The organism is Chondromyces crocatus (assembly GCF_001189295.1).
GTDB lineage: Bacteria > Myxococcota_A > Polyangia > Polyangiales > Polyangiaceae > Chondromyces > Chondromyces crocatus.
Window position 1 is genome coordinate 608,195 of record NZ_CP012159.1, and the last position, 21,698, is coordinate 629,892.

Annotated in this window: 16 protein-coding genes; 13 read left to right on the top strand and 3 right to left on the bottom strand. The window is 70.7% G+C overall.

All coding sequences use genetic code 11. The features are described 5' to 3' along the window. Positions 1-662: 662 nt before the first annotated feature. The 3 genes from CMC5_RS02285 to CMC5_RS02295 all read left to right on the top strand — a co-directional run bounded on the left by CMC5_RS02285 (position 663) and on the right by CMC5_RS02295 (position 3,218). On the top strand, positions 663-1,394 hold the full coding sequence (locus tag CMC5_RS02285) for a hypothetical protein (protein ID WP_050428872.1): 732 nt from the start codon (positions 663-665) through the stop codon (positions 1,392-1,394). Between the two features lie 64 nt (positions 1,395-1,458). After that, the gene (gene msrA, locus CMC5_RS02290) at positions 1,459-2,118 is read left to right on the top strand and encodes a peptide-methionine (S)-S-oxide reductase MsrA (protein ID WP_050428873.1); all 660 of its coding nucleotides are present in this window, start codon (positions 1,459-1,461) and stop codon (positions 2,116-2,118) included. A 233-nt stretch (positions 2,119-2,351) separates the two neighbouring features. Further along, positions 2,352-3,218, top strand: a complete 867-nt coding sequence (locus tag CMC5_RS02295) for a DNA adenine methylase (protein ID WP_050428874.1) — start codon at positions 2,352-2,354, stop codon at positions 3,216-3,218. Between the two features lie 42 nt (positions 3,219-3,260). On the opposite strand, the gene CMC5_RS02300 is transcribed toward CMC5_RS02295, so the two are convergent. Together CMC5_RS02300 and CMC5_RS02305 are read right to left on the bottom strand one after the other, a co-directional pair. Continuing rightward, positions 3,261-6,407 (bottom strand): alpha-amylase family glycosyl hydrolase, encoded by a 3,147-nt coding sequence (locus CMC5_RS02300; protein WP_050428875.1) that lies wholly within the window; start codon positions 6,405-6,407, stop codon positions 3,261-3,263. A gap of 180 nt (positions 6,408-6,587) precedes the next feature. After that, positions 6,588-7,547 (bottom strand): carbohydrate-binding protein, encoded by a 960-nt coding sequence (locus tag CMC5_RS02305; RefSeq protein ID WP_050428876.1) that lies wholly within the window; start codon positions 7,545-7,547, stop codon positions 6,588-6,590. 288 nt (positions 7,548-7,835) lie between these two features. Here CMC5_RS02305 and CMC5_RS02310 point away from each other — a divergent pair, with 288 nt between their 5' ends. The 4 genes from CMC5_RS02310 (at position 7,836) to CMC5_RS02325 (ending at position 12,797) form a co-directional block, all read left to right on the top strand. After that, the gene (locus CMC5_RS02310) at positions 7,836-8,522 is read left to right on the top strand and encodes an N-acetylmuramoyl-L-alanine amidase family protein (RefSeq protein WP_245678247.1); all 687 of its coding nucleotides are present in this window, start codon (positions 7,836-7,838) and stop codon (positions 8,520-8,522) included. A gap of 20 nt (positions 8,523-8,542) precedes the next feature. Next, the gene (locus CMC5_RS02315; RefSeq protein WP_050428878.1) at positions 8,543-10,783 is read left to right on the top strand and encodes a M1 family metallopeptidase; all 2,241 of its coding nucleotides are present in this window, start codon (positions 8,543-8,545) and stop codon (positions 10,781-10,783) included. Then, the gene (locus CMC5_RS02320) at positions 10,774-11,745 is read left to right on the top strand and encodes a hypothetical protein (protein WP_218920220.1); all 972 of its coding nucleotides are present in this window, start codon (positions 10,774-10,776) and stop codon (positions 11,743-11,745) included. Before CMC5_RS02315 ends, CMC5_RS02320 begins: the two co-directional genes overlap by 10 nt. 77 nt (positions 11,746-11,822) lie before the next feature. Then, entirely contained in the window at positions 11,823-12,797 is a 975-nt protein-coding gene (locus tag CMC5_RS02325) for an alpha/beta fold hydrolase (protein ID WP_050428880.1), read from the top strand. Positions 12,798-12,914: 117 nt separating this feature from the next. Here CMC5_RS02325 and CMC5_RS02330 read toward each other — a convergent pair whose 3' ends face one another. Further along, the gene (locus CMC5_RS02330) at positions 12,915-13,850 is read right to left on the bottom strand and encodes an STAS domain-containing protein (RefSeq protein ID WP_050428881.1); all 936 of its coding nucleotides are present in this window, start codon (positions 13,848-13,850) and stop codon (positions 12,915-12,917) included. 309 nt (positions 13,851-14,159) lie between these two features. Between CMC5_RS02330 and CMC5_RS02335 the strand changes: the two genes are divergently transcribed. The 6 genes from CMC5_RS02335 (at position 14,160) to CMC5_RS02360 (ending at position 21,644) form a co-directional block, all read left to right on the top strand. Continuing rightward, complete coding sequence (locus CMC5_RS02335; protein ID WP_050428882.1) at positions 14,160-14,852, top strand: RNA polymerase sigma factor; 693 nt, start codon at positions 14,160-14,162, stop codon at positions 14,850-14,852. A gap of 5 nt (positions 14,853-14,857) precedes the next feature. Then, positions 14,858-15,532 carry a hypothetical protein gene (locus CMC5_RS02340; RefSeq protein ID WP_156338066.1) on the top strand — a complete coding sequence of 225 codons (675 nt, stop codon included), beginning with the start codon at positions 14,858-14,860 and terminating at the stop codon, positions 15,530-15,532. Next, the gene (locus CMC5_RS02345) at positions 15,529-17,034 is read left to right on the top strand and encodes a DUF8173 domain-containing protein (RefSeq protein ID WP_050428884.1); all 1,506 of its coding nucleotides are present in this window, start codon (positions 15,529-15,531) and stop codon (positions 17,032-17,034) included. The genes CMC5_RS02340 and CMC5_RS02345 overlap by 4 nt, the downstream gene beginning before the upstream one ends. Before the next feature lie 378 nt (positions 17,035-17,412). Continuing rightward, entirely contained in the window at positions 17,413-18,279 is an 867-nt protein-coding gene (locus CMC5_RS02350; RefSeq protein ID WP_156338069.1) for a hypothetical protein, read from the top strand. Continuing rightward, a complete protein-coding gene (locus tag CMC5_RS02355) occupies positions 18,279-18,740 on the top strand; it encodes a type II toxin-antitoxin system VapC family toxin (protein ID WP_050428886.1) in 462 nt (153 codons plus the stop codon). Before CMC5_RS02350 ends, CMC5_RS02355 begins: the two co-directional genes overlap by 1 nt. Before the next feature lie 120 nt (positions 18,741-18,860). Then, the gene (locus CMC5_RS02360; protein WP_050428887.1) at positions 18,861-21,644 is read left to right on the top strand and encodes a M1 family metallopeptidase; all 2,784 of its coding nucleotides are present in this window, start codon (positions 18,861-18,863) and stop codon (positions 21,642-21,644) included. Positions 21,645-21,698: the final 54 nt, after the last annotated feature.

The following is a 21,698-nucleotide window of genomic DNA, read 5'->3' on the forward strand; positions in this document are numbered from 1 at the left end:
GAAATCGAGCCGGGACAGCGAGATCCCACCGCACGCTTCAACCAACGCCCTCGACAGCATGGACCGAGCCGGTGCCCCACCAGGGCGCGGCAGCGACGCGGGCGAATACGCTGTGTAATGAAGCGCTGCGTCAGCAGCGATGGGATCACATCGCAGTGCGCCACGAATGGAGGGACGTGGTCGCGTCACCCGCCGCCCCTCCCCCTGTGGCCTGCGGACGTCGCGCGCGGCGCGTTCTCTGGTCGATGGCCAGGTGCCAGCGTGGCGTGCGGCGCTGCAAGTCGACAGGTCATCCGCCGTCTCGGCGCAGAGGTCCGTGTCCTGCTGGCTTCGATGCATCGCGTCCTGCTGGGCCGCGATGCCTCGCGCTTCGCTGGCCGCGATGCCTCAGCGTCCGGCAGGTATTGACCGCCGATGCGCATGACCGCAGTCGTGCATGATCGCCGTCGCGCATGATCGCCGTCGCGCATGACCGCAGTCGTACAAGGTCACGAGCACTCATGACTGAAGGCGCTCATGGCCGCGTGCACGCATGACGCTGAACGAGCACGGTTTCGCCTGAGCAAGCTCGCCTGTCCTCTGTCGCGCTCTCCTCGCGGCAGGTACGGTGGAGGTTCTTTCATAGCGTCCAGGGCGGCAATCGCAGGACGGGGAGCTTCTCCATGCGAGCTGGTGTTTCCAAGCAAGACCTGACCAGGTGGCTCGGGTTTGCGGCGGTGGCGAGCGCCTCGGCGCTCCTTCTGGGGTGCCCGAGCTACTCCTCGATGACCACGGCCAAGGCGGTGACGCCGGGGCAGTTCGAGCTCGGGGTGTCGCCTGGCGCGACGGGACTGAGTTACGGCGCCCTCGGCGGCTCGGGCGCGGGCAGCTCGGGCATGGTGGTGATTCCCAACGTCGATTTCGGCGTGCGGTACGGGTTCCACGAGCGATTCGACGCAGCCTTCCAGATCAGCGGCTGGGGCAACTTCGGCGTCGACGCCAAGGTGAACTTCCTCGACACCGAGCATTTCGCGCTGGCCATCGACCCGGGCGTGAACTCGACGTTCCTGGCCGCAGGCGAGAATGGCGCAGCATTCGTTCAGTATCAGATCCCGCTGCTCGTCGACATTGCGCCCGCCGACTGGGTGCGGATCACCCTCGGGCCGCGCTATGTGGGGCTCTATGCCTTCAGCAACAACGAGAGCGCCTACGAGAACTTCGTCGGCGGCTCGGTGGGTCTCGAATTCGTGGCCTCGAAGCGCATCCGCTTGCAGCCGCACGCCGGCCTGGTGACCTGGCTCGGTGACACCCAGTCGAGCTCGAACGTGCTCTTCTCGGCGGGCTTTGCGATAAAATTCCGCATCGGCGATCCTTACGAGAAAGAGCCGCCCCCGCCTCAGGCCGCCAGGCGCTGACGCCAGCGGACGGGAGCTATCGACCCCTGGTCAACAGGGCGCCGATCGCCCAAGATCGGTCCTCATGTGGATCGATGCGCGCAAGCTCCAGGTTCCCACGAAAGAAGAGGCGCTCCCCGGTCGGGCCGAGCGCATGCCCGTGCCCGAGAAGCATTACGTGAACGGCCGCCGGATCTCGCCTCCCTTTCCGGACGGTCTGCAGCGCGCGCTGTTCGGGATGGGCTGCTTCTGGGGCGTCGAGCGCAAGTTCTGGAAGGTGAAGGGCGTGTACACCACGGCGGTGGGCTACGCGGGGGGGCACACGCCGAACCCGACCTACCGCGAGGTCTGCACCGGCGGGACGGGACACAATGAGGTGGTCCTCGTGGTGTTCGATCCGAAGGTCGTCTCTTATGAGGAGCTGCTCCGCCAGTTCTGGGAGAACCACGATCCGACGCAGGGTATGCGGCAGGGCAACGATGTGGGCACCCAGTACCGCTCCGGGATTTACTGCTATGACCCGGCGCAACGGGCGGCGGCGGAGGCCTCGCGCGCGCTGTACCAGAAGGAGCTGACCGCGGCCGGACACGGCGCGATCACCACCGAGATCGTCGAGGCGCCGGAGCTCTATTACGCCGAGGGTTACCACCAGCAGTACCTGGAGAAGAATCCCGACGGGTACTGCGGCGTGGGTGGCACCGGGGTGTCCTGCCCCGTGGGCTTGATCCGCCCCACCCAGCCCTGAGAGGCGCCCGCCCGGGCCTGATCCAAGGCCCTTCGAAGCCCGCCGCGAACCCCGCAATCCCCAATGGATAGGGGGTTCGTCGTCCCCTAGCCCCAATGGGTCGTGGTGCGGATCGGATGCACGATCCGCTCTGAAAATAGCGGATCCGTCGCGATCCGTCGCTTGAGACACGTCTGGATCGCGTGCTAAGGTCCCGATCCGCAAAGACGCTGTTATGCGTCCCCGGAGGCATCATGCCGACCTCCTCGGCCGCCGTCCGCCTTTTTCAAGGGCAGGATGACGCACTTCGTGCGCGTCCATTCTTGAAGTGGGCAGGGGGCAAGGGCCAGCTTCTCGAACAATATCGACCCTTCTTTCCGAAGCGATTCGGCCGCTATTTCGAGCCCTTCATGGGGGGCGCAGCGGTGTTCTTCCACCTCCGCGCATCGGCCGCGGGATCGCTCGGTGCGGCCCTGACGGACATCAATGAGGAGCTGGTCAACTGCTACCGGGTGGTGCGCGACGATGTCGAGGCGCTCATCCGGGGGCTGAAGGGTCATCCGTACGACCGGGACCATTACTATGCGGTACGCGGCCTCGAGCCCGAGGTGATGCACCCCGTGGATCGCGCGGCGAGGACGGTGTTCCTCAACCGGGCCGGCTTCAATGGCCTGTACCGGGTGAACCAGGACGGGCGCTTCAATGTGCCGTTCGGGCGCTTCGCGAAGCCGAAGATCTGCGACGAGGCCAACCTGCGGCTCTGCGCTGGGGCGCTCCGGGACACGCGGATCGAGGTCCGTGATTTCTCCGGGGTGGTCGACGAGGTGCGGCCTGGCGATTTCGTGTACCTCGACCCGCCGTATCCGCCGGTGTCCGCGACGGCGAACTTCACGTCGTACATCCCGGGTGGGTTCGGCTGGAACGAGCAGGTCCGCCTGGCCGAGGTCTTCCGGGAGCTGTCGCGGAAGCGGGCCTTCGTGATGCTCTCGTGCTCGGACGTGCCGCAGATCCGCGAGCTGTACCAGGATTTTGCCATCGATCCGGTCCAGGCATCGCGCAGCATCAACAGCAAGGCCACCGGCCGAGGCAAGGTGGGCGAGGTCGTCGTCCGGAACTACTGAGCCGGGCCCGCTGGACGAGGTCGGCGAGGTCGAGGTCCCGATCTACAGCATCGGGCAGTTCGTCCGCCGGGCGCGGGGGATGCGGGTCAGCGCTTCGGCGCGCACCCGCTGCATGGCCTCGCCGTTCCACAGTTCGAGGAGGGTGTGCTCCAGGAGGTTGCCGAGGGGCGGCTGCTCGTAATCGACGGGACGCACGGTCCCGTCGGGGTCGATGGCGGCTTGCTCCCAGGCCATGCGGCAGGCGTCGAGGCGCGTCCGGTTGGCGTAGTCGTCGGCCTCGCGGAAGGCGCGTAGCTCGGGTTTGCCGCGGGCCTCGCAGGCGCAGCCGCCCGGGGGGTCGCGGTGGTCCACGAGTACGACCGGAGAGCCCGTGAGGGCCTCGCGGAGGGCGGCGACGGCGGCCTCGACGCGGGAGGCGCGGGGGGCGAGCAGCTCGCGGGCGGCGAGGGGGGTGGAGGGGACGATCTCTTCGACCTTGAGCCAGTCGACGCCGAGGTCCCGGGCGAGGTGGCCGAGGGCGGGGAGTTCGTCGAGGGCGCTGCGGGTGACGACGGTGGAGATGCCGACGCGAAGGTCGGCGCCGAGGGCGCGGCGGGCGGCGAGGGTGTCGCGGAGGTTCTGGAGGATGCGGTCGAGCTGGCCGCCGGCGCGAAGGGTGTCGTTGGTCTCGGCGGTGGCGCCGTCGAGGGAGAAGGCGAGGCTGGTGACGCCGAGGTCGATGAGGCGTCGGGCCATGTCGCCGTCGAGGAGCATGCCGTTCGTGAGGAGGTGGACGTCGGTGGGCTGGCCGCTCCGGGCGCGCTGGATGGCGCGGAGGACGTCGGGGAAGAGGGGGGCGGTGAGGGACTCGCCGCCATGGACGAAGCCGACGTAGGTGGCGGCGGCGAAGGCCTCGGCGAGGGCGTCGAGGAGCCAGGGTTTCAGGGTGCGCGCGGTGCCGTCCGCGGTCCTTCCGGGGGCGGTGGTGATGCAGTGGCGGCAGCGGAGGTTGCAGCGCTCGGTGACGGTGAGGTAGAGGCGCGCGGGGAGGGTGAAGGGGGCGAGGTCGCCTTGCTTGAAGGCGGCGACGGCGCGGCGTGGGCTGGTGCGGAGCAGCTCGGTGGCGAGGGCGCCGAGGTCTCTGGGGAGGACGCGGCGGAGGACGATGGCGGCGCGGGGGCCGAGGTGGACGAGGCCGCGCTCGGGGTCGACGGCGGCGTCGCCCTGGACGAGGAGGGGCTCGGCGCCGGAAGGGGCCCCCGCAGGGAGGGGGACCTGGACCGGGGTGCGGTCGGCGTTGAGGAGGATGTCGACGATCTCGGCGCCAGCGACGCGGCGGAGGATGAGGAGGCCGTCGGCAGGTGCGTCGTCGGTGGAGGGGTGCTCCCCGGGAGGCGCGAGGGGGTCGGCGGGAGGGAGCGCGGCGGGGGGATCGGGGGGGAAGTCGGCGGGGAGGAACAGCTCGTCGCCTTCGCGGAGGGCGCGGGTCTCGCGGCGGAGGTGGAGGGCGCGACGGACCAGGTCGAGGGTGTCGTGGTCCCAGCGGGAGCGATCCCACTCCATGGGGAGGCGGTCGGGCCAGGCGTCCTCGAAGGCGCGCTCGCCAGGAGGGCCGGCGAGGCCGATCTCGTCGCCGTAATACAGGGCGGGGATGGCGGCGCGGAGGAGGACGAGGAGGTGGCCGAGGCGGGTGGCTTCGGGGTCGCGGAGGCGGGTGAGGAGGCGAGACTGGTCGTGGGTGGCGGTGAAGGCGATGGAGGAGTGGCCGGGTCCGCCGCGAAAGAAGCGGCGCCGCAGGAGGATCTGGCGGGCGCGCTCGGCGCCGCGGCCGTGCACCAGCCAGTCGTCGAGGGCTTGCTGGGCGCCGAAGTCGGTGGCGGCGTCGAGCAGGCCGCCGGTCCAGCGGTGGAGGTTGTCGGGGATGACCTCGCCGAAGAGGGCGACGTCGGGGCGGACGGCGCGGACTTCGCGGGCGAGGTGGCGGACGGCGGCGAAGGGGAGGTCGGCGGCGGCGTCGATGCGGATGCCGTCGGCGCCGAGTTCGACCCAGCGGGTGCAGGCAGCGGCGAGGTAGTCGAGGACCTCTTCGTGGGCGGTCTCGAGGAGGGGGAGGTGCCAGTTTTCCTTCTGGTAGTGGGCGTAGCCGGGGTCCTGGCCGTCGAAGAAGGGCCAGCGGTGGGCGCGGAACCAGTGCCAGTAGGGGGACTCGGGGCCCCGCGCGCGGACGTCGGCGAAGGCGAAGAAGTCGCGGTGGACGTGCGTGAGGGCGAGGTCGACGAGGACCTTGAGGCCGCGGCGGTGTGCCTGGTCGAGGAGGCGCACGAAGGCGTCGTCGCCGCCGAGGGCGGGGTCGGTGGCGCGTGGGTCGATGGCGTCGTAGCGGTGGGCGGAGGGGGAGGTGGAGAGAGGGGTGAGGTGCAGGGCGGTGACGCCGAGGTCGACAAGGTGGTCGAGGCCTTCGAGGAGGCCGTCGAGGTCGCCGCCGAGGCGGTCGCGCTCGTGGGCGAGGGCAATGGGCCAGGTGCCGCCGGTGCCGCCGCGCCGGAAGCGATCGACGAACACGGTGTAGAGCACGGCGTCACGCCACCACGCAGGCGGCGCAGCGGCGAGCGCGCGGGGGGCCACGCGAAACGCCTGGCCGGCGCCGCCTTCGCGGCCGACGTAGCGGCCGTCGTCGAGGAGGAAGGCGTACTCGACGTGGCGGGCGGAGGCGGGGAGGTGGGCTTCGAGCAGGAGGTGCTCGTCTTCCTCGGCGGCCAGGACCATGGGGGCGAGGCGGAGGCCGTCGCCTTCGTCCCAGCGGACGCGCAGGCCGTCGCCGTGGCCGCGGCGGAGGCCGGCGCGGACGATCAGGCGGCCGTCGTCGGTGCGCGCGAGCCAGGGTCGCGCAGGGGCGTGGAGCACGGGCTCGGCAGCGCCGCCGACGGAGAGGACGCTGTTCTGGATGCCGTCGACGGCGCGGGTGCGCGGGTTCCGGGGGTCCGTCTCCCAGGTGCCGTCGATGAGGTTGAACTTGTAGCCGTAGATGCCGGTGCCGACGCGGACGCCGACCTCGAAGCGGCCGTCGGCGGCCGGGTGCATCGGGTCGGCGTGATACCAGTGGGTGAGGTCGCCGCGCAGGTCGAGGAACGGGACGGGGCGAGAGGGGCGGTGCTGGAAGAGCAAGAGCCCTTCGTCGGGCAGGTGCAGAGGGACGAGGTGGCGCGGCACGAGGGCGAGGGAGTCTACAGGCAGAAGGCGCCGCGCTTGCGCGCGGAAGCGGTGATGGCGCGCGCAAGGGGCGATGCCACGCGGAATGGCGTGGGCGGGGGAGGGCGGTGGGCGGGGGAGGGCGGTGGGCGGGGGAGGGCGGTGGGCGGGGGAGGGAAGGCGCTTCGGGCCGTCCGTCGTCTACTGGCGGTTGACGACGTAGTTGGCGCCGAAGTTGTTGTCCCAGAACTCGTACACGTCGGCGCCGTTCACCACGCCATGGCGGTAGACGATGGCGTACTGCAACTCTTGGAAGTCACCGGGCACGTTGAACTCGTGCTCCCAGCGCTCGTACGTCGACGAGATGTCCTCCACGAACGACAAGGGGGTGTCGGTGGAGGTGGCCCAGCCGTCGGTCGTCCACCGGACCACCACGTCCTTGTCGTAGTCGAGATCGGCGAGGTTGACGCGGACGCGCCCCTGGACGCCGCTGGAGTTCACGGCGACGTTGGTGTTCACCGTGTCGCGGTAGATCACGGTCGACGTCGCGCCGTAGTTGACCACGTGCAGCTCGCCGCTGTTGTCGTCGTAGTAGGTGTTGCCCGCGCCGTCCTGGTACCAGGCGTTGAACGTGAACACCTGCTGCGAGTAGGTCGGCAGGCTGATCTTCACGTGCCACTCCTCGTCGCCGTTCGAGCGCGTGGCGTGGTAGGTGCCGGTCGCCGTCACCTCGGTGCCCTGGCCGCCGGTCTTGTAGATGACGCCGATCCGCTTGAAGTCCAGGTTGGCGCCGGTGACGGGCTTGATCCGCAGCTTGACGAACACGTCGACCCCGGTGCAGCCCATGCGCGAGCCGCAGCCGGTGTAGTTGTGCCAGTGGGACTTCTCGTACGACACCATGGCGGTGTTGCGCTGCCCCTCGTACTGCGCCCAGTCCAGCTCGACGAGGTCGTGCTCGCCGATCTCCATCGTGGCGGCGTCGCCCGCGTTCGCGAGGCAGCCGGCCGCGGTGGGACCTGTCGCGAGGGCCATCGCGCCCGCCACGGCGCCCGTGCGCAAGACCTCGCGGCCGCTGATGCGCATGGTGAAGAGCGCACGCTCGAACGCGTCTCCGAAAGTGTGGGGCGTGATCATGCGACCAGACAGCTTGGTGTTGCGCATCGGATTCCTCCTCGGATGGAGCGCACCGCCGAGAATGAGGGTCGGCTGGCGCGCGACGGTAGCTTGCCGCTACCATCGGCCATGAGGAGAAGCAACGGGCCGCAACCCGCGCGTGAGCGATAGATTTTGGTCTCTCGGAGGAGCATTTTGATCGGAGTGGCCGGCGCCGTCAGCGCAGCAACGCTGGCGTGGGCGACGATGCCGCGGTGTCGTGGTCCAGAGCGACGAGCGACGCCGGTCTTCGCCCCTCGGTGGCCCGCCGCAGGCGCGACGCTGACGCTGCCGGCGATGAGACTCCCCGCCCCGGGCATCGCGCGGCGGGTGGTGCTCGATGCGGGGCATGGCGCCTCGAACAACCACGGCAACACGTCGTGTCGTTGCGAGGCGGAGGAAAGTTTCACGCTGACCGCCGCGCGCGCAGTCGCCGACCGGCTCGAGAGCACGGGCGCGTTCGCCTTGCGCATCAGCCGGGAGAGTGACCGCGCCGTGGAGTACCGCGAGCGCGTCGAGGAGGCCGAGACCTGGGGCGCCGAAGCGTTCGTGAGCCTGCACTCGGATGTACGTGGACAACCGGAACGTCATGTCGGGGGCTGCCCGGTGAGCAACCTCTCGCCAGGCTTCTCGGTGCTGTGGTCGGACGAGGGGGAACCCGCGCTGTCGGCACGCCGCCTCGCGCTGGCCAGGGCGGTGGCGGCGCGCATGGAGGAGGCGGGGTTTCTCCCCTACGGCGGCGCGGAGTACACCGGGCTGTACGAGCCGGATCCAGTGCAGCGCGGCGTGTTCGTCGATCGCCACGAGCCGACGAAGCGCATCTTCGTGCTTCGGCAGCCGACGATGCCATCCGTCCTGGTGGAGACACACCACGCGCTCGATCCGCGCGAGGTCGCTCGCTGGGACGAGCCTTCCACGCTGGACGCGTTCGCTGCGGCACTCGGTGCGGCGCTGCTCGACACGCTGGAGCCTGAGGCACCTTAGTGGAGTAGAGTCGCCCCGCCATGCACCTCCGCTCTCCGCGCGGTGGCTCCGCGGGTGGACACCCCGCAGCCCCTCCGAACCTGGGTCGCCTCGCCGTCGCCGCGTGCGCCGCCGCCGCCCTCTTCCCGGCAGAAGCCGAGGCCCTCGAGCTGCCCGCGGTCGCGGTCACCTACCGGATCGAAGCGTCGCTCGATCCGGACACGCGCGGGCTCCTCGGGACGGAGGAGATCCGGTGGCGCAACGACACGGGGTCACCGGTCACGACGCTGCCGCTGCACCTCTACCTGAACGCCTTCGCTCATCAGGAGTCGACGTGGATGCGCGAGTCGGCGCCCCGGCGCCCCGGCGAGTCGGAGCTGCTCGCGCGCAACCCCGACCCGTGGGGCTACATGGAGCCGACGTCGATCAGCCAGCGGGTGGAGGGCGAGGCGCGCGCGGCGAGCTTCCGCCCCATCCAGCCCGATGACGGGAACCCGCTGGATCGCTCGCTCGCCGAGATCACCCTGCCGGTGGCCGTGGCGCCCGGGGAGGAGGCGGTGCTCTCCATCGCGTTCGAGGGCCGGCTGCCCGAACCCATGGCGCGGACCGGAGGCGGACGCGGCTACTTCCTGGTGGGCCAGTGGTATCCGAAGATCGGCGTCATCGAGGCGCCGGGTGTGCGTCACGCCCCCGCAGCCCGCTGGGCAGCGCGCCAGTTCCACGGTCCCACCGAGTTCTACGCCGACTTCGCGGACTACGACGTGACGTTCGCCGCTCCGTCGGGGTGGCTCGTGGGCGCCACCGGCCGCACCGTCGGCGAGCCGACGCCGCGCGCCGACGGGCTGGTCGCCGTGCGGTACACGCAGCGGGCCGTGATCGACTTCGCGCTGGTCGTGGGGCAGCACCTCACCGAGCGCTGGGAGCGGCACAGCCCCGCCGGTGGCGGTCCCACCGTGGACATCCGTCACGTCTTCCCCCCGGGCATGGAGCACGAGGTGCCGCGCTGGCAGCAGTCGATCGCCGGGGCCCTCGACGTGCTCGGCAGCCGCGTCGGGCCGTATCCCTACGACGTGCTCACCGTGGTGCAGCCGCCTTACTGGGCCATGGCCACGGGCGGAATGGAGTACCCCACGTTCATCACGGGCGGGCCTGGCGATCCGCTGGTCTCTCATCCGCTCATCGCGCCCTTGCGCCTCGTCGAGGTGGTGAACATCCACGAGTTCGGGCACCAGTACTTCCACGGCCTGCTCGCCTCGAACGAGCAGGACGAGGCCTTCCTCGATGAGGGGTTCAACAGCTACTGGGAAGACGAGATCACGCGCACGATTTACGGCGAGGCGGCGTCGTCGGGGTACCTGTTCGGCCGCGCCCTCGAGGGTGTGGAGCTGTCGGCGCTGCGCCTCGGCGCCATGGGGGGCAAGATCCGCGAGCCGATGCGCAAGCGCCCCACCTGGCTGTTCGAGGACGGCACCTGGGGGCTGCAAGCCTACCCGCGCAGCGCCGTCACCTTCGCCACCGCCGCGGCGCTCTTCGGTCAGGAGACGGTGGATCGCGTGTTCGCGGAGTACTTCCGCCGCTTCGCCTTCCGTCACCCGGACACGGAGGATTTCCTCCAGGTCGCAGCCGACGCGGGCGGCGCCGAGTTCGAGGCGTTCTGTCGTGAGGCCTTCGGGCAGGGGCGGCTCCCGGACTATGCGGTCACGGACGCGACCGTCACGCCCTTCAAGGCACCGCTCGGCAGGATCATGACGGCCGAAGGGCCGGTGACGGTCACGCGGGAGAGCCGCGCGCAGCACCCCGAGATGGGGCTGCCCGACGCGGCGCGGGAGGCCGACGGGCTGGTGACGCTGGAGGTCCTCGACCCGGGCTGGGTGAGTGACGAGGAGGATCGCACCGGCACCGTGCGCCGGGTGAAGTTCACCCCCGAGCAGCGCGCATCGTCGCCTGGCCACGCTGCGGGCAAGGGCTACTTCACGAGCGAGGTCACCCTGTCGGGCCCGGGATGGTCGACGCTGCCCGTCGAGGTGGAGCTGCGCTTCGCCGACGGGGTGGTGGTGCGCGACAGGTGGGACGGGCGGGCCGCCTGGCGACGCTACCGCACGCTGCGCGGCGCGCCGCTCGTGGACGCGCGCGTGGACCCTGGGCGCAAGATCCGCGTGGACACGACACCTCAGAACAACGCGCTCTCGGTCGAGGCCGACGGGGGCTTCGTGAAGGACTGGGGCCTCTGGCTCGGGGCCGTGTCGGAGTGGGTCGCGGGAGGGTTCTCGCTGTGGCTGTGAGTCCCGTGTTTCGCCCTGTTCTCGACGGCCTCCGGCCGCCTCCGAGCGCGCTCCGTCTGGCCCTGCTGCGGCTTCTGGTGGTGGTGCTGACCTCGCTCCCCGCGCTGATCTCCGCACTCTCTGGCCTCGACGCAGGCGCAGCGCGGCGGCCCCACTACACGGAGACCGCAGGCCGCCTCCCGATCGCGCGGCTCGTGCAGCTCCTCCGCGATCTGCCGGACGGCTACGTCGCCGCCCTCGGCGCGTCGGTGGTGCTGGCCGTGCTCGCGGATCAGCTCCTCACGGGGGCCGCGATGTCACTGCTCGGACCCCGGCCGCCCAGGGAGCCGCGCGTGCTCGCCGCGGTGTGGCGCCAGGGGCTCACCCACCTCTGGCCTTTCCTGCGCTCCGCGGCGCTCGGCGTGGTCCTGATGGGGATCGGGGCCACGGTGATCGGCCTGCTGTTCCGGCGGCTCGACGTGATCGGTTACCGCGAAGGGTGGACCGGAGAGACGCGCGTGCTCGTCCTTCCGCTGCTCTCCGCGGCGCTCACCGCGTTGTGGTTGGCCAGCGTGGGCGCGCTCGTGTTCTGGTGCAGGCTGCTCACCGCCGCCGATGGGCGCCGCCGCGTGCGCCGCACGGCGCTGCTCGCGCTCCGGGTCCTCTGGCGCCATCCCTTCCGCTCGTGGGGCCTGTTCGTCTCCTCGACGCTGGTCACGACGCTGCTGCCCGCCGTGGTCCTCGCTGCCTGGCGGCAAGCGGAGCCGGTCCGCGGCGCCGCGCTGTCACTCCTGCTGAGCGGCTGGCTGGCTGCGCTCTGCCTCCAGGCCCTGGTGTGGGTCTGGCTGGTGCGCGCGGGCTGGTTGCTCTACCTCCACAAGGGCCTCCTGGATCTCCGCCACGCGCCCGACGATGCCTGGGGTGTCACGGCCTGGCTTCGGTCGCTCGTGCGAAAGATCGTGCCGTCCGGCAGCGCGCGCTGATACGCACCGGCCCACCCTGGCGATCCACCCCTGACTCCCCTCGTCACTTCACCGAGCCCGCGATCGACGTCCACACCATGAGCAACGTTTACGCCGTGGTATCGCGCCCAGGTCCCGTCGAAGAGCGCCTCCTCGACGAGCTGGCCGCTTCGACGCAGCCGTTCTCCGTCATGCGGCGGGGCGCAGCCGGAATCGCCCTGCGCTACCTGGACGCCGGGAGCGGCCCGCCCCTGGTGCTGCTGCACGGTCGAGGGCATGCGGCGACGAGCTGGCTGCCCCTGCTGCCGGCGCTCGCGCGCCACCGGCGGGTGATCGCGGTGGACCTGCCGGGGTTCGGGCACTCGGCGTGGCGGCCCTTTCCGGCATCGGCGCGCGCTGGAGCGAGTCGCCCTCCAACCTCGGCGCCAGCGCCCCTGATACCGGGCGGAGACGGCGACGACCTCGTGGCGCGCGCCCTCGACTTCTTCGTCGATCCGGTGGAGGCACTGCTCTGTGATCTCGGCCTGAGCGAGGCCCCGCTCGTCGGTCACTCCCTCGGGGGCCTGTGCGCCCTCGCGATCACCCTCCGGCGCCGTGCGCGACCGCGCTGGCTCGCCCTGATCGGCGCGATGGGCGTCGGCCCCGAGATGAGCGCCCTCGGACGCGCCTACTTCCTGCTGGGTCCGGAGCGCGCTGCCGGCCGCGCCTCCATCGCTCTGTTCCAGCGTTTCGGAGCGCCTACCGAGACCTCGTGTACCGCACGCCTCGGTGCCCTCCATGCCGAGCTCGCGTCGGTCCCCGATGGTCGCCGCGACGCCGCCACCGCGTTCCGCGTTCTCGCCCCGCTTCGCGGACCTGTGCCGCACCTTCGAGAGCGCCTCGGCGAGATCGAGACCGACACCCTCCTTCTCTGGGGTGAACGCGATGAGCTCTTGCCGGCTCCGCTCGCCATCGGCGCCGCGGCGCGGATGCCGCGGGCGACGTTGAAGCTCCTGCCGCGCGGGCACGCACCTCATCACGAGGCGCCCGAGGAGACCTTGCGTCACCTCGCCCCGCTCCTCGATCGCAGCTAGTTCCGCGCTCCCCGGGTCTGTTCCGGCACGTCCCCAGGCGGGCTGTGAAGCGAGCGAGGATCGCGACGAACGGGAGCGTGGGTTCGACGGAGCCCAGTGCTCAGGGAGGGCAGTCCCCTAGGACGAGCCAGAGGCCTTCTCCGAGCCCTTCGTGTGGGGCTTTCCGGCCTCGAGCTCCTGCCGGCGCATCTGCACGATGCAGTGACGCAGTCCGGCCCGCAGGTTGCCCAGGGTGGTGATCTCGTTCAGCTCGACGCCGAGCAGCACGATCGTCTGCGCCACGCTGGGCCGGATGCCGGTGATCACGCCCTCGGCCCCGAGCAGGCGGATGGCGCGCACCAGATCGATGAGGTAGCTCGCCGTCTTGGTGTCGACGGCCTCGACCCCGGTCAGGTCGAGCAGCGCGAAGCGGGCTCTGTCGCGCACGACCGCCGCGAGCAGGCTGTCCATCACCTCGGCGGTGCGCATGCTGTCGATGACACCGATCATCGGCAACGCCAGCACGCCGTCCCAGATCTGCAAGATGGGCGTGGAGAGATCCTGGATGACCTGCCGCTGCCGGCTCACCACGTCGAGCTGATCCCGCAGCTCGCGCTCCACGCGCCGCGCCTCGGTGGTGTCGAGCGACAGGCCGATCACGCTGGTGACGTCACCCTGCGCGTTGCGCACCGGGATCTCCCAGTTCTCCCAGCAGACGCCGTGCGCTTCCACCTGCGCATGGACCAGCTTGCCGCCGAGCGCTTGCCGCACTGGCGCCGAGATCTCGTCGGGATAGAGATCGAAGGCATTCTTGCCGACGAACTCACCAGGCGGGCTCTCGGCCCCCTCCATGCCTCGTCCGTCGTGGAACAGGATGGTCCCCTCCTGGTCGACGCGCCACGCGACGATGGGGAGGTTGTCCAGGATGGCGCGAAGCATTTCCTCGAGATCGCGGCATCGCGCCATGAGCCGCGTGCGCTCGTCAGCCTCTCCGCCCGCCCGGTCTCCTCCCACGTCGTCGACCGCGGCAGCGTCACTCGAAGCGCCCTGCTCTCCTGGCCCTTGATTCGCCATGATGATCCCCCTCGTTCGCGCGGAGCCGGGCGCTTCGCAGACCGCGCCACGCCTCTCTCGAGGCTAGCTCATCCACCCAGGCGGGAACAAACGCTACCCAGCACTCCTGCGCGGCGCCGAGACGACGCGGAGAATGTGCGACAAACCACCCGCCGCCCGGGTCAGCCTGCACCCTGGCCCGGTCGGCCCCTCATCCGTCGGCTCCTCCATCCGTCGGCTCCTCCATCCGTCGGGTCGCCAAAAAAAAGACGACGGCTCGTCGGTCGGTGAAATTTCTCCTGTCCTTCGGGCGAATGGACGAGCAACCGGATGCTGCATGCCGCCCTGCCCGCCTCGCGCACCAGCGCGCCCCCGACAGCACCGTCGGAGCACGCCACCGCGCCCCGGACGGCCGGAGGAGAGCCCCAGCGTTCCCAGGGAGACGGGAAACCAAGGCGAGCGCAGCACGACCGAGGGACCGCGGAGCAGGTGACGGCCTCGGAACGCCATGGGCCTGAGCTGACCACGCTCGGACCCGCTGTCCGCGCGCTCATCGCCAGCGTGCTGGGCCGGCCCTACCAGGACGCGGACGTCGAGGACTGCGCGCACGAGGCCCTGGCGCGCGCGCTCGAAGGCCAGAACCGCCTCCGGGAGGGTGAAGCGCTCCGGCCGTGGGTGCTCGGCATCGCGCGCCATGTGGCGCTGGACGCGCGGCGCCGCGCACGACGCGATCGCCGGGGAGGCCTCGCTGAGGACGGGGAAGGCGGGTCGGAGGAGGCGCTCGAGCGACTGGCCGACCCTGGGCCCGGACCCGAGGACCACGCGGCGTCCACCGAACGCGCACGGCGCCTGAACGACGCGCTCGCGCAGCTCACCGAGCCGCAGCGCGAGGCTCTCCTCGCCTTTCATCTGGAGGGGCAGAGTTACCAGGAAATCGCGCGCCGCCTCGGCATCCCGCTGGGCACGGTGGCGACGTGGATCACGCGCGGCAGGCGCAGCCTCGCCGAGGCACTCGGAGAATGACGCCCATGGAATGCGACGAGAAGCTTCCCCTGGAGCTGGTGTGGCGAGACGACGGCCACCTCACCGAGGTCGCGCTCACGGTCATGGCCGATGGAGAGCTATCCCTCCTGCCGGGCGACGCGGCCCCCCACGCCAGCCACTGCGCCACCTGCGCCAGCGCGCTCGGAGCGGCGGCGCTCCTGTCGCTGCGCGTCGGGGGGGCGCTCGGCGCGCACTCTGTGGTCGCCGCTTCGAGCGCCGATCCCTTCGCAGCACCGACCCTCGTCACATCGGCCCTTGCCGCACCGGCCCTCGTCGCATCGTCGGGCACCGACGACCTCACCACACCGGCGCATGCTTCGAAGGCGCCCCTGGTCCCGAGTGCCACGTCGTCTCCGCCGTCAGCCCTCGCGGTGGCGCGCCCCTTGCCGCTCATGGCGCTGCTCGCCTCGCTGGGGCTCGCCACGATCGCAGCCACCCCCCGTCTGTCGACGCTCGAGCAAGACGCACAGTCCCTGGGACGCTCGCTGCTCATGCTGACGCGCCTCGCGCGCACGGTCGTCGCGAGCGACTCGTTCGCGTCTCACAGCGCGCGGGCGCCGCTCCAGTGGCTCTCGGCGCTGCTGCTTCTGGTGTTCGGTCTCGTCGTGGCGCGCGCAGCGCGCAGCCGGATCCTCGTGGAACAAGGAGAACAGGGATGAGGTCATCGATCGGCAGAGGGTGGGCGACGCGCGGGCTCGGCGCTTGTGCCGTGGCGGCGCTCGGGCTCTCGGTTTCAGGCGTGGCGTCGGCCACGGTCCACAGGGAAGGCGCGTGGCCCGACAGCGACGAGACCGTCTCGCTCGAGCTCCAGAACGTGCCACGGAGCGAGGCCTTGAAGCGCCTCGCGCGCGCGGCCGGCTGGAGCGTCATCGTCAACGCGCCCGCCTCCGCTCCCGTGGACCTGCACGTGACGGCACAGCCTGCCGGCAAGGTGCTCGACCTGCTCCTCGCCGATGGTGAGTACGTCGCACGCCGCGACGGGTCGCTGATCGCCATCACCCCCTCCTCGCGCCCCGGTCCGGTTCCCATGGCGTCGCTGGAGCCGTTCAGCCCCCCGATGCCTCCACTTCCCCTCGCGCCGCCTTCCCCGGAGCCGCCGGTCGAGCGCCCAGCTGGCGCGGTCGATCCCGCCGGGGCCACGGGTGAGCCCTCTGCGAGGCCCGACGCCACGGTAGACACTGCAGCGCCGGCCGACGAGGCCGACCCGTCCCTCGCCGCTCCCTCGACGAACGACCCGGCGTCTCAGACCAAGGTGCACGACGACGACGACGACGACGGCGACGAGGCGAGCCGCAAGGCCCGTGGGCGGGATCGGACCGTCGCGGGCTCCAGCCTTCGCATCGAGAAGGAGGAGGTCGTCCACGATGTCTCGCTGGTGGGTGGCTCGCTCGAGGTGCTCGGCACGGTGACCGGAGACATCAACGTCGCCGGCGGGTCGGTGAACGTGCGGAGCGGCGCGCGCGTACGCGGTGACGTCATGGTCATGGGTGGCTCGCTGAACATCGAGGACGCTGCCCGCATCGACGGCAACATCGATGTCACGGGTGGCTCGATCCGGCGCGGCCAGAAGGCGGTGCTCGGCGGCGACGTCAACGCCACCCGTGACGAGGAGGCCCGCGAGGGCGGCTCCGCCGTGCAACGCTTCTTCAACGAGGCGGGCGACGCCGTGATGCGCATGGCTTTCCTGTTCGCGCTGGGCGCTGTGGCCCTCGCGCTCGCGCCGAACCGGATGGATCAGCTCAAGGTGGAGATCGCCGCCCACCCCATGCGCTCGTTCGCACGTGGCGTCATCGGGGTGCTCAGCGGCGTGGTGATGCTGTGCGCGCTGAGCATCACCGTGATCGGCATCCCCTTCGCCGTGATCGCCCTCCTCTGGGCAGTGCTGGCCGTGTTCGTCGCGGCGTGCTCCGTCCTGGAGACGGCTGGTGCAGGCCTGATCGGCCACCGCACACGAAACCCTTACATTCACCTGGCGATCGGCTGCGCCGCCCTCCTCGTGCTCGGCGCGATTCCCTACCTGGGCACGCTGCTCTGGTCGGCCGTGCTCCTGATCGGCGCTGGCGCGCTGGTCACCACCCGCGCGGCCGGTCTGCTCAAGCCCCGCACCGCGACCGGAGCGGCCACGGCGGCATCCCACCCCTTCCGTAGCCTCTTCGGCTGATTCCCCCTCGCGAGCCCCGCACCACCCCCCGCCTCGCACCGCGCTTGCGGCACGCTCAGCCGCCCGCCGGCGCAACCGCCTCGCACATCTCCAGCCAGACCTCTGCAGGCCTTGCGAGCCGTCCCGAGGCCTTCAGCGTGAGCCTGTCTCCGCCACACTCATCCACTCGAGGCGGGCCTTCGACCAAGCTGTCGAGGACACGCCTGGCGGATGCCTGCCGACGGGAGGATGTCTGCACCGGCGTCGGATACCGTGACGCCACGGGTGCTCGGTCGTGCGGGCGGCATCCTCGTTGCCACCGGTTCCGGCGACGACGGCCGCCGGCCTGACACGCTCGTCATGTGCGTGGCCGTCGCTCGCCGCGCTACGCTTGCCGACGTGCGCCGCGAGATCGCCCTCCGGTTCGAACCTCACAGCGGCAGGACGGTCGTCTCGGCAGAGGCTTACGTCGACACGCTGCGGGCGGTCTTCGATGGACTCGGTGAGTTACGTCGCGCCGCCGCACCGGTCTTCGCGCTGCACCGCGGGTGGCCGACAGCGCAGGTGCGGCAGGCGCTCGAGCTTTCCGTCGGCCGGACCCACGACGACAAGCTGCTCGTCCCGCTCATCGTCGGCGCCAGCGAGCAGGGAGCGCACCTCGACATCCACGTCCTCGCCTCGATGTTCTGGCGGCTGGGGGCACGCTCGCTGCGCCAGGCGGCAGCGGGGCGCGCGACGAGCGTCGAGGTCACCGCCTCCTGCGCCGAGGCCTTCGCCCGCGCCGCACACTGCGCCGAGGAGGGCGGGCACAGCCGCCTCCTGCTCGTGGTGCGGGGCCCCGTCTCCCCCCACTGGCGCACGGTGGCGGATCTGTCGAAGCTCGCGCCAGGCCTCCACCGGCATGCGGCGCGGCGCGCGACGGCGAAGCGGGCGCAGGCACAGATGCTCGGTCAGCTCGTGGCGCTGGACCACACGCCCCCCACCGTCGTGATCGCCACCCCGTACGGCAGGCGCACGGTCGCCTTGCCCGAGGCGCTCCGACAGGATGCCCGGCAGCTCTGGGGGGAAGAGGTCATCGTCGACGTGGAGGCTGCGGTGACCAGCGAGGGGCAGCTGCACGAGGCCACCGCACTGAGGCTGCGCCGCGCACGTCGCGTGGCCGACGCGGTCGAGGATCACGAACGCTCGCGTGGGGCGCTCGGCGAGGTGTGGGGTACGGATGACGTGCGCGAGTACCTCGACTCCCTCTGGCCGAGGTCGAGCTGATGCGCATCCTCTTCGACACCAACGTCGTGTCGTACTGGATGGGTGATCAGGCGCCGTTCCGGGTGCCACTGCGACGGGCGCTGTCGAGCTTCAAGGCCCACCCGACCTTCTACATCTCGACGGTGTCGCTCCAGGAGCTGATGGTGTTCGCGCGCGTGCATGGGGACGTGGAGCAGACACTCGGCTTCGTGGGCGAGCGTTTCAACGTGCTGTCGTTCGACGAGCCCTGCGCGATCAGCGCCGCCGCGCTGGCCGTCCGGGTGGGCGTGCCGAGGAAAAAGGGAACGAAACAGGAGCGGCGCGCCGTGATCAATGCCTGGCAGCGCGACGCGGCGATCGCCGGCACGGCCGCGCACCATGGCATCGACATTTTGCTGACCGCGAACGGGAAGCACTTCACGCAGTTCTTGCCCTACCTCGGCTGCGAGGTCCGCGTGCTGGATCCCGCGCTGGGTCGGTGATGTCACACGGCGTCGTCCCATCGACCGCCTGCCGACGTCGTGCCGAGACGCAGGGCCGGTGCGTCCATCGATCCCCCTGGGCTACCATGCGCCGCCCCCCGCGCTCGCCCTGGAGGATTCATGCGCTGCCTCGCGCTCGCTGCCGCCATCATCGCCCCGCTCATCGCCGCTTCGTGTGCCCCCCCGAGCCAGCCGCCGCCGGCGGGTCCACCGTCCGGAGCACCAGCCGGGCTGGACGGCGCGGGGAATGAGCATGCCGGCGAAGAAGCATCCGGCCTCGCCTCGCAGCCCGGGTTGCGGCTCCCGCGCACCGTGTCGCCCGAGCATTACCGCGTCACCCTGACCGTCCTTCCAGGCGACGAGGCCTTTTCCGGGGAGATCGAGATCGATCTCGCGCTGACGCGTCCCACCGAGCTGCTCTGGCTGAACGCCAAGGAACTCTCGGTCTCCCAGGTGAGCGTCGTCTCGGCAGGCGCCCGGATCGCGGCGCGCGTGGTGCCAGGTGGCGAAGATCATCTCGGCGTCGCGTTCGAGCCGGCGCTGCCCGCAGGGAAGGCGAAGCTCACGATGCACTATCGGGGGGCCGTCTCCGCGAAGGACGACCGCGGCGTGTTCGTCGAGGAGGAGGGAGGCGCCAGGTTCGTCTTCACCCAGTTCGAGAGCATCGAGGCGCGGCGCGCGTTCCCCTGCTTCGACGAGCCCTCGTTCAAGGTCCCATGGCAGCTCTCGCTGCGTGTACGCGCCTCGGAGGTCGCGCTCTCGAACACGCCGGTGGTGTCCGAGGAGCCAGCCGGAGACGGCCTGAAGCTCGTGCGCTTCGCAGAGACGAAGCCGCTACCGAGCTACCTGGTGGCGTTCGCGGTGGGGCCGTTCGAGCTGGTCGACGCCGGCAAGGGAGGCAAGAACGGCACGCCGATACGGATCGCGGTCCCCCCTGGGCGCAAGGCGGACGCGCGGTGGGCGAAGGAAGCGACGCCGGCGCTGCTCGGGGTGCTGGAGAGACAGCTCGGGCTCCCGTACCCGTACGAGAAGCTCGACGTGGTGCCCGTGCCTCACCTCGCCTCGTTCGGCGCCATGGAGAACCCGGGACTGATCACCTTCGACATGACGCGCTCGCTGGCGAAGCCGGGTGACGAGACGCCCCGGTTCAAGCGCACGTTCGGACGGATCATGGCGCACGAGATCGCGCACCAGTGGTTCGGCAACCTGGTGACGTCGGATTTCTGGGACGACATCTGGCTGAACGAGGGGTTCGCCGACTGGATGACGTCGCGCGCGGTGGCAGAGTGGCAGCCGGGCTGGGACGAGGCCATCGCGCAGAGCCGAGCGACTTCCTGGGCCATGTCCGAGGACACGCTCCTGTCGGCGAGGAAAATCCGCCAGGAGATCGTCACCAAGGACGACATCTTGAATGCCTTCGACAGCATCACCTACGCGAAGGGTGCAGCCGTTCTCTCGATGGCCGAAGCTTGGCTCGGCCCCGATCGGTTCATGAAGGGCGTGCGGAGCTACCTGGAGAAGCACGCGCACAGGACCGCGCGGTCCGACGACTTCCTCGCAGCGATGGCCGAGGTGGGCGGAGACGAGGCGAAGACGGTGCTGGCCAGCTTCCTCGATCAGCCCGGGGTGCCGCTCGTCCGTGCCGAGATCGCATGTGATGCGGGTTCGGCGCCGCAACTCCGCCTGACGCAAGGGCGGCTCCTGTCGGTCGGACCGGCGGGTGGAGCGCAGGAGGATACGCCCGATGAAGCGCAGGAGGCGGCTCCGGCCACAAGTTCGAGGTGGTCGATTCCGGTCTGCTACCGCCTGGATGGTGGTTCTTCTGGGCAGACCTGCGCGGTGATGTCGCAGCCATCCGCTGTGGTGCCGCTCGGCGCGGGGCGGTGCCCGACCTGGGTCATGCTCCAGGCCGGCGGTACCGGGTACTACCATGGGGCGTACGACGGGAAGGTGCTCGACCGGCTGCTCGGTCGCGGGGAGGCGCGGCTATCGACGGTGGAACGGGTGACCGTACTGCGCGACGTGAACGCGCTGGTGCAAGCGGGCCACCTGCCGATCGGCGATGCGCTCGGCGCGATCGTCGAGGTGGCGAAGGACCCGGAGCCTCACCTGCTCCAGGAGGCGCTCCAGATCGCCTGGGAAGTGCGCGAAGCCCACCTGCCTGAGGATCTCCAGCCAGCCTATGCGCGCTTCGTACGCGAGGTGTTCGGCTCACGCGCGCGCACGCTCGGGTTGCGTCCCAAGGCTGGCGAACGCGAGGCGCTAGGACTCACCCGCGCGTCGCTCGTGGAACTCGTGGCGACGCGCGGTGGGGAGACCGCGCTCGTGACGGAGGCGCGACGGCTCACGGATCGATACCTCGGGGATCCGCGCACGCTGGAGGCAGAGGCCGTGGACGCGGTGCTGACGATCGCTGCCTACCACGGCGATCAGGCCCTCTTCGATCGGCTCCACGCAGCGCTGCGCAAGGAAAAGGATGGACGGCGGCGCGGCCGTCTCCTCGACGCGATGGGGGCATTCAGGAAGCCGGAGATCATGCGCCAGGCAGTGTCCCTGGTGCTCTCCGACGAGCTGGACATCCGGGAGTCCTCGGAGTTGCTCTCCTCGCATGACGAGCGCGCGGCGGCCGTGGCCTTCGGGCTGGTGAAGGAGCACTTCGACGGCCTGGTCGAGCGGCTCCCTGCCGAGGTCCGCGGCTACCTTCCACTCGTGGGTGAAAAGCTCTGCGATGCAGCGTCGGCTGCCGAGCTGGAGGCGTTCTTCAAGCCGCGCCTCGACCGCCTCACAGGTGGACCACGGCATCTCGCTCAGGCGCTGGAGAGCATCGCGCTTTGCACGGCGCAGCGTGATGTGCAAGGCGCGAGCCTGCGCACGTTCCTGCAGCGTTATGTGAAGAAAGGCTGAACCAGGAAGGGCGGATCACCGCTCCCCGCTCTTCCCGGACACAGCCGGCACGGA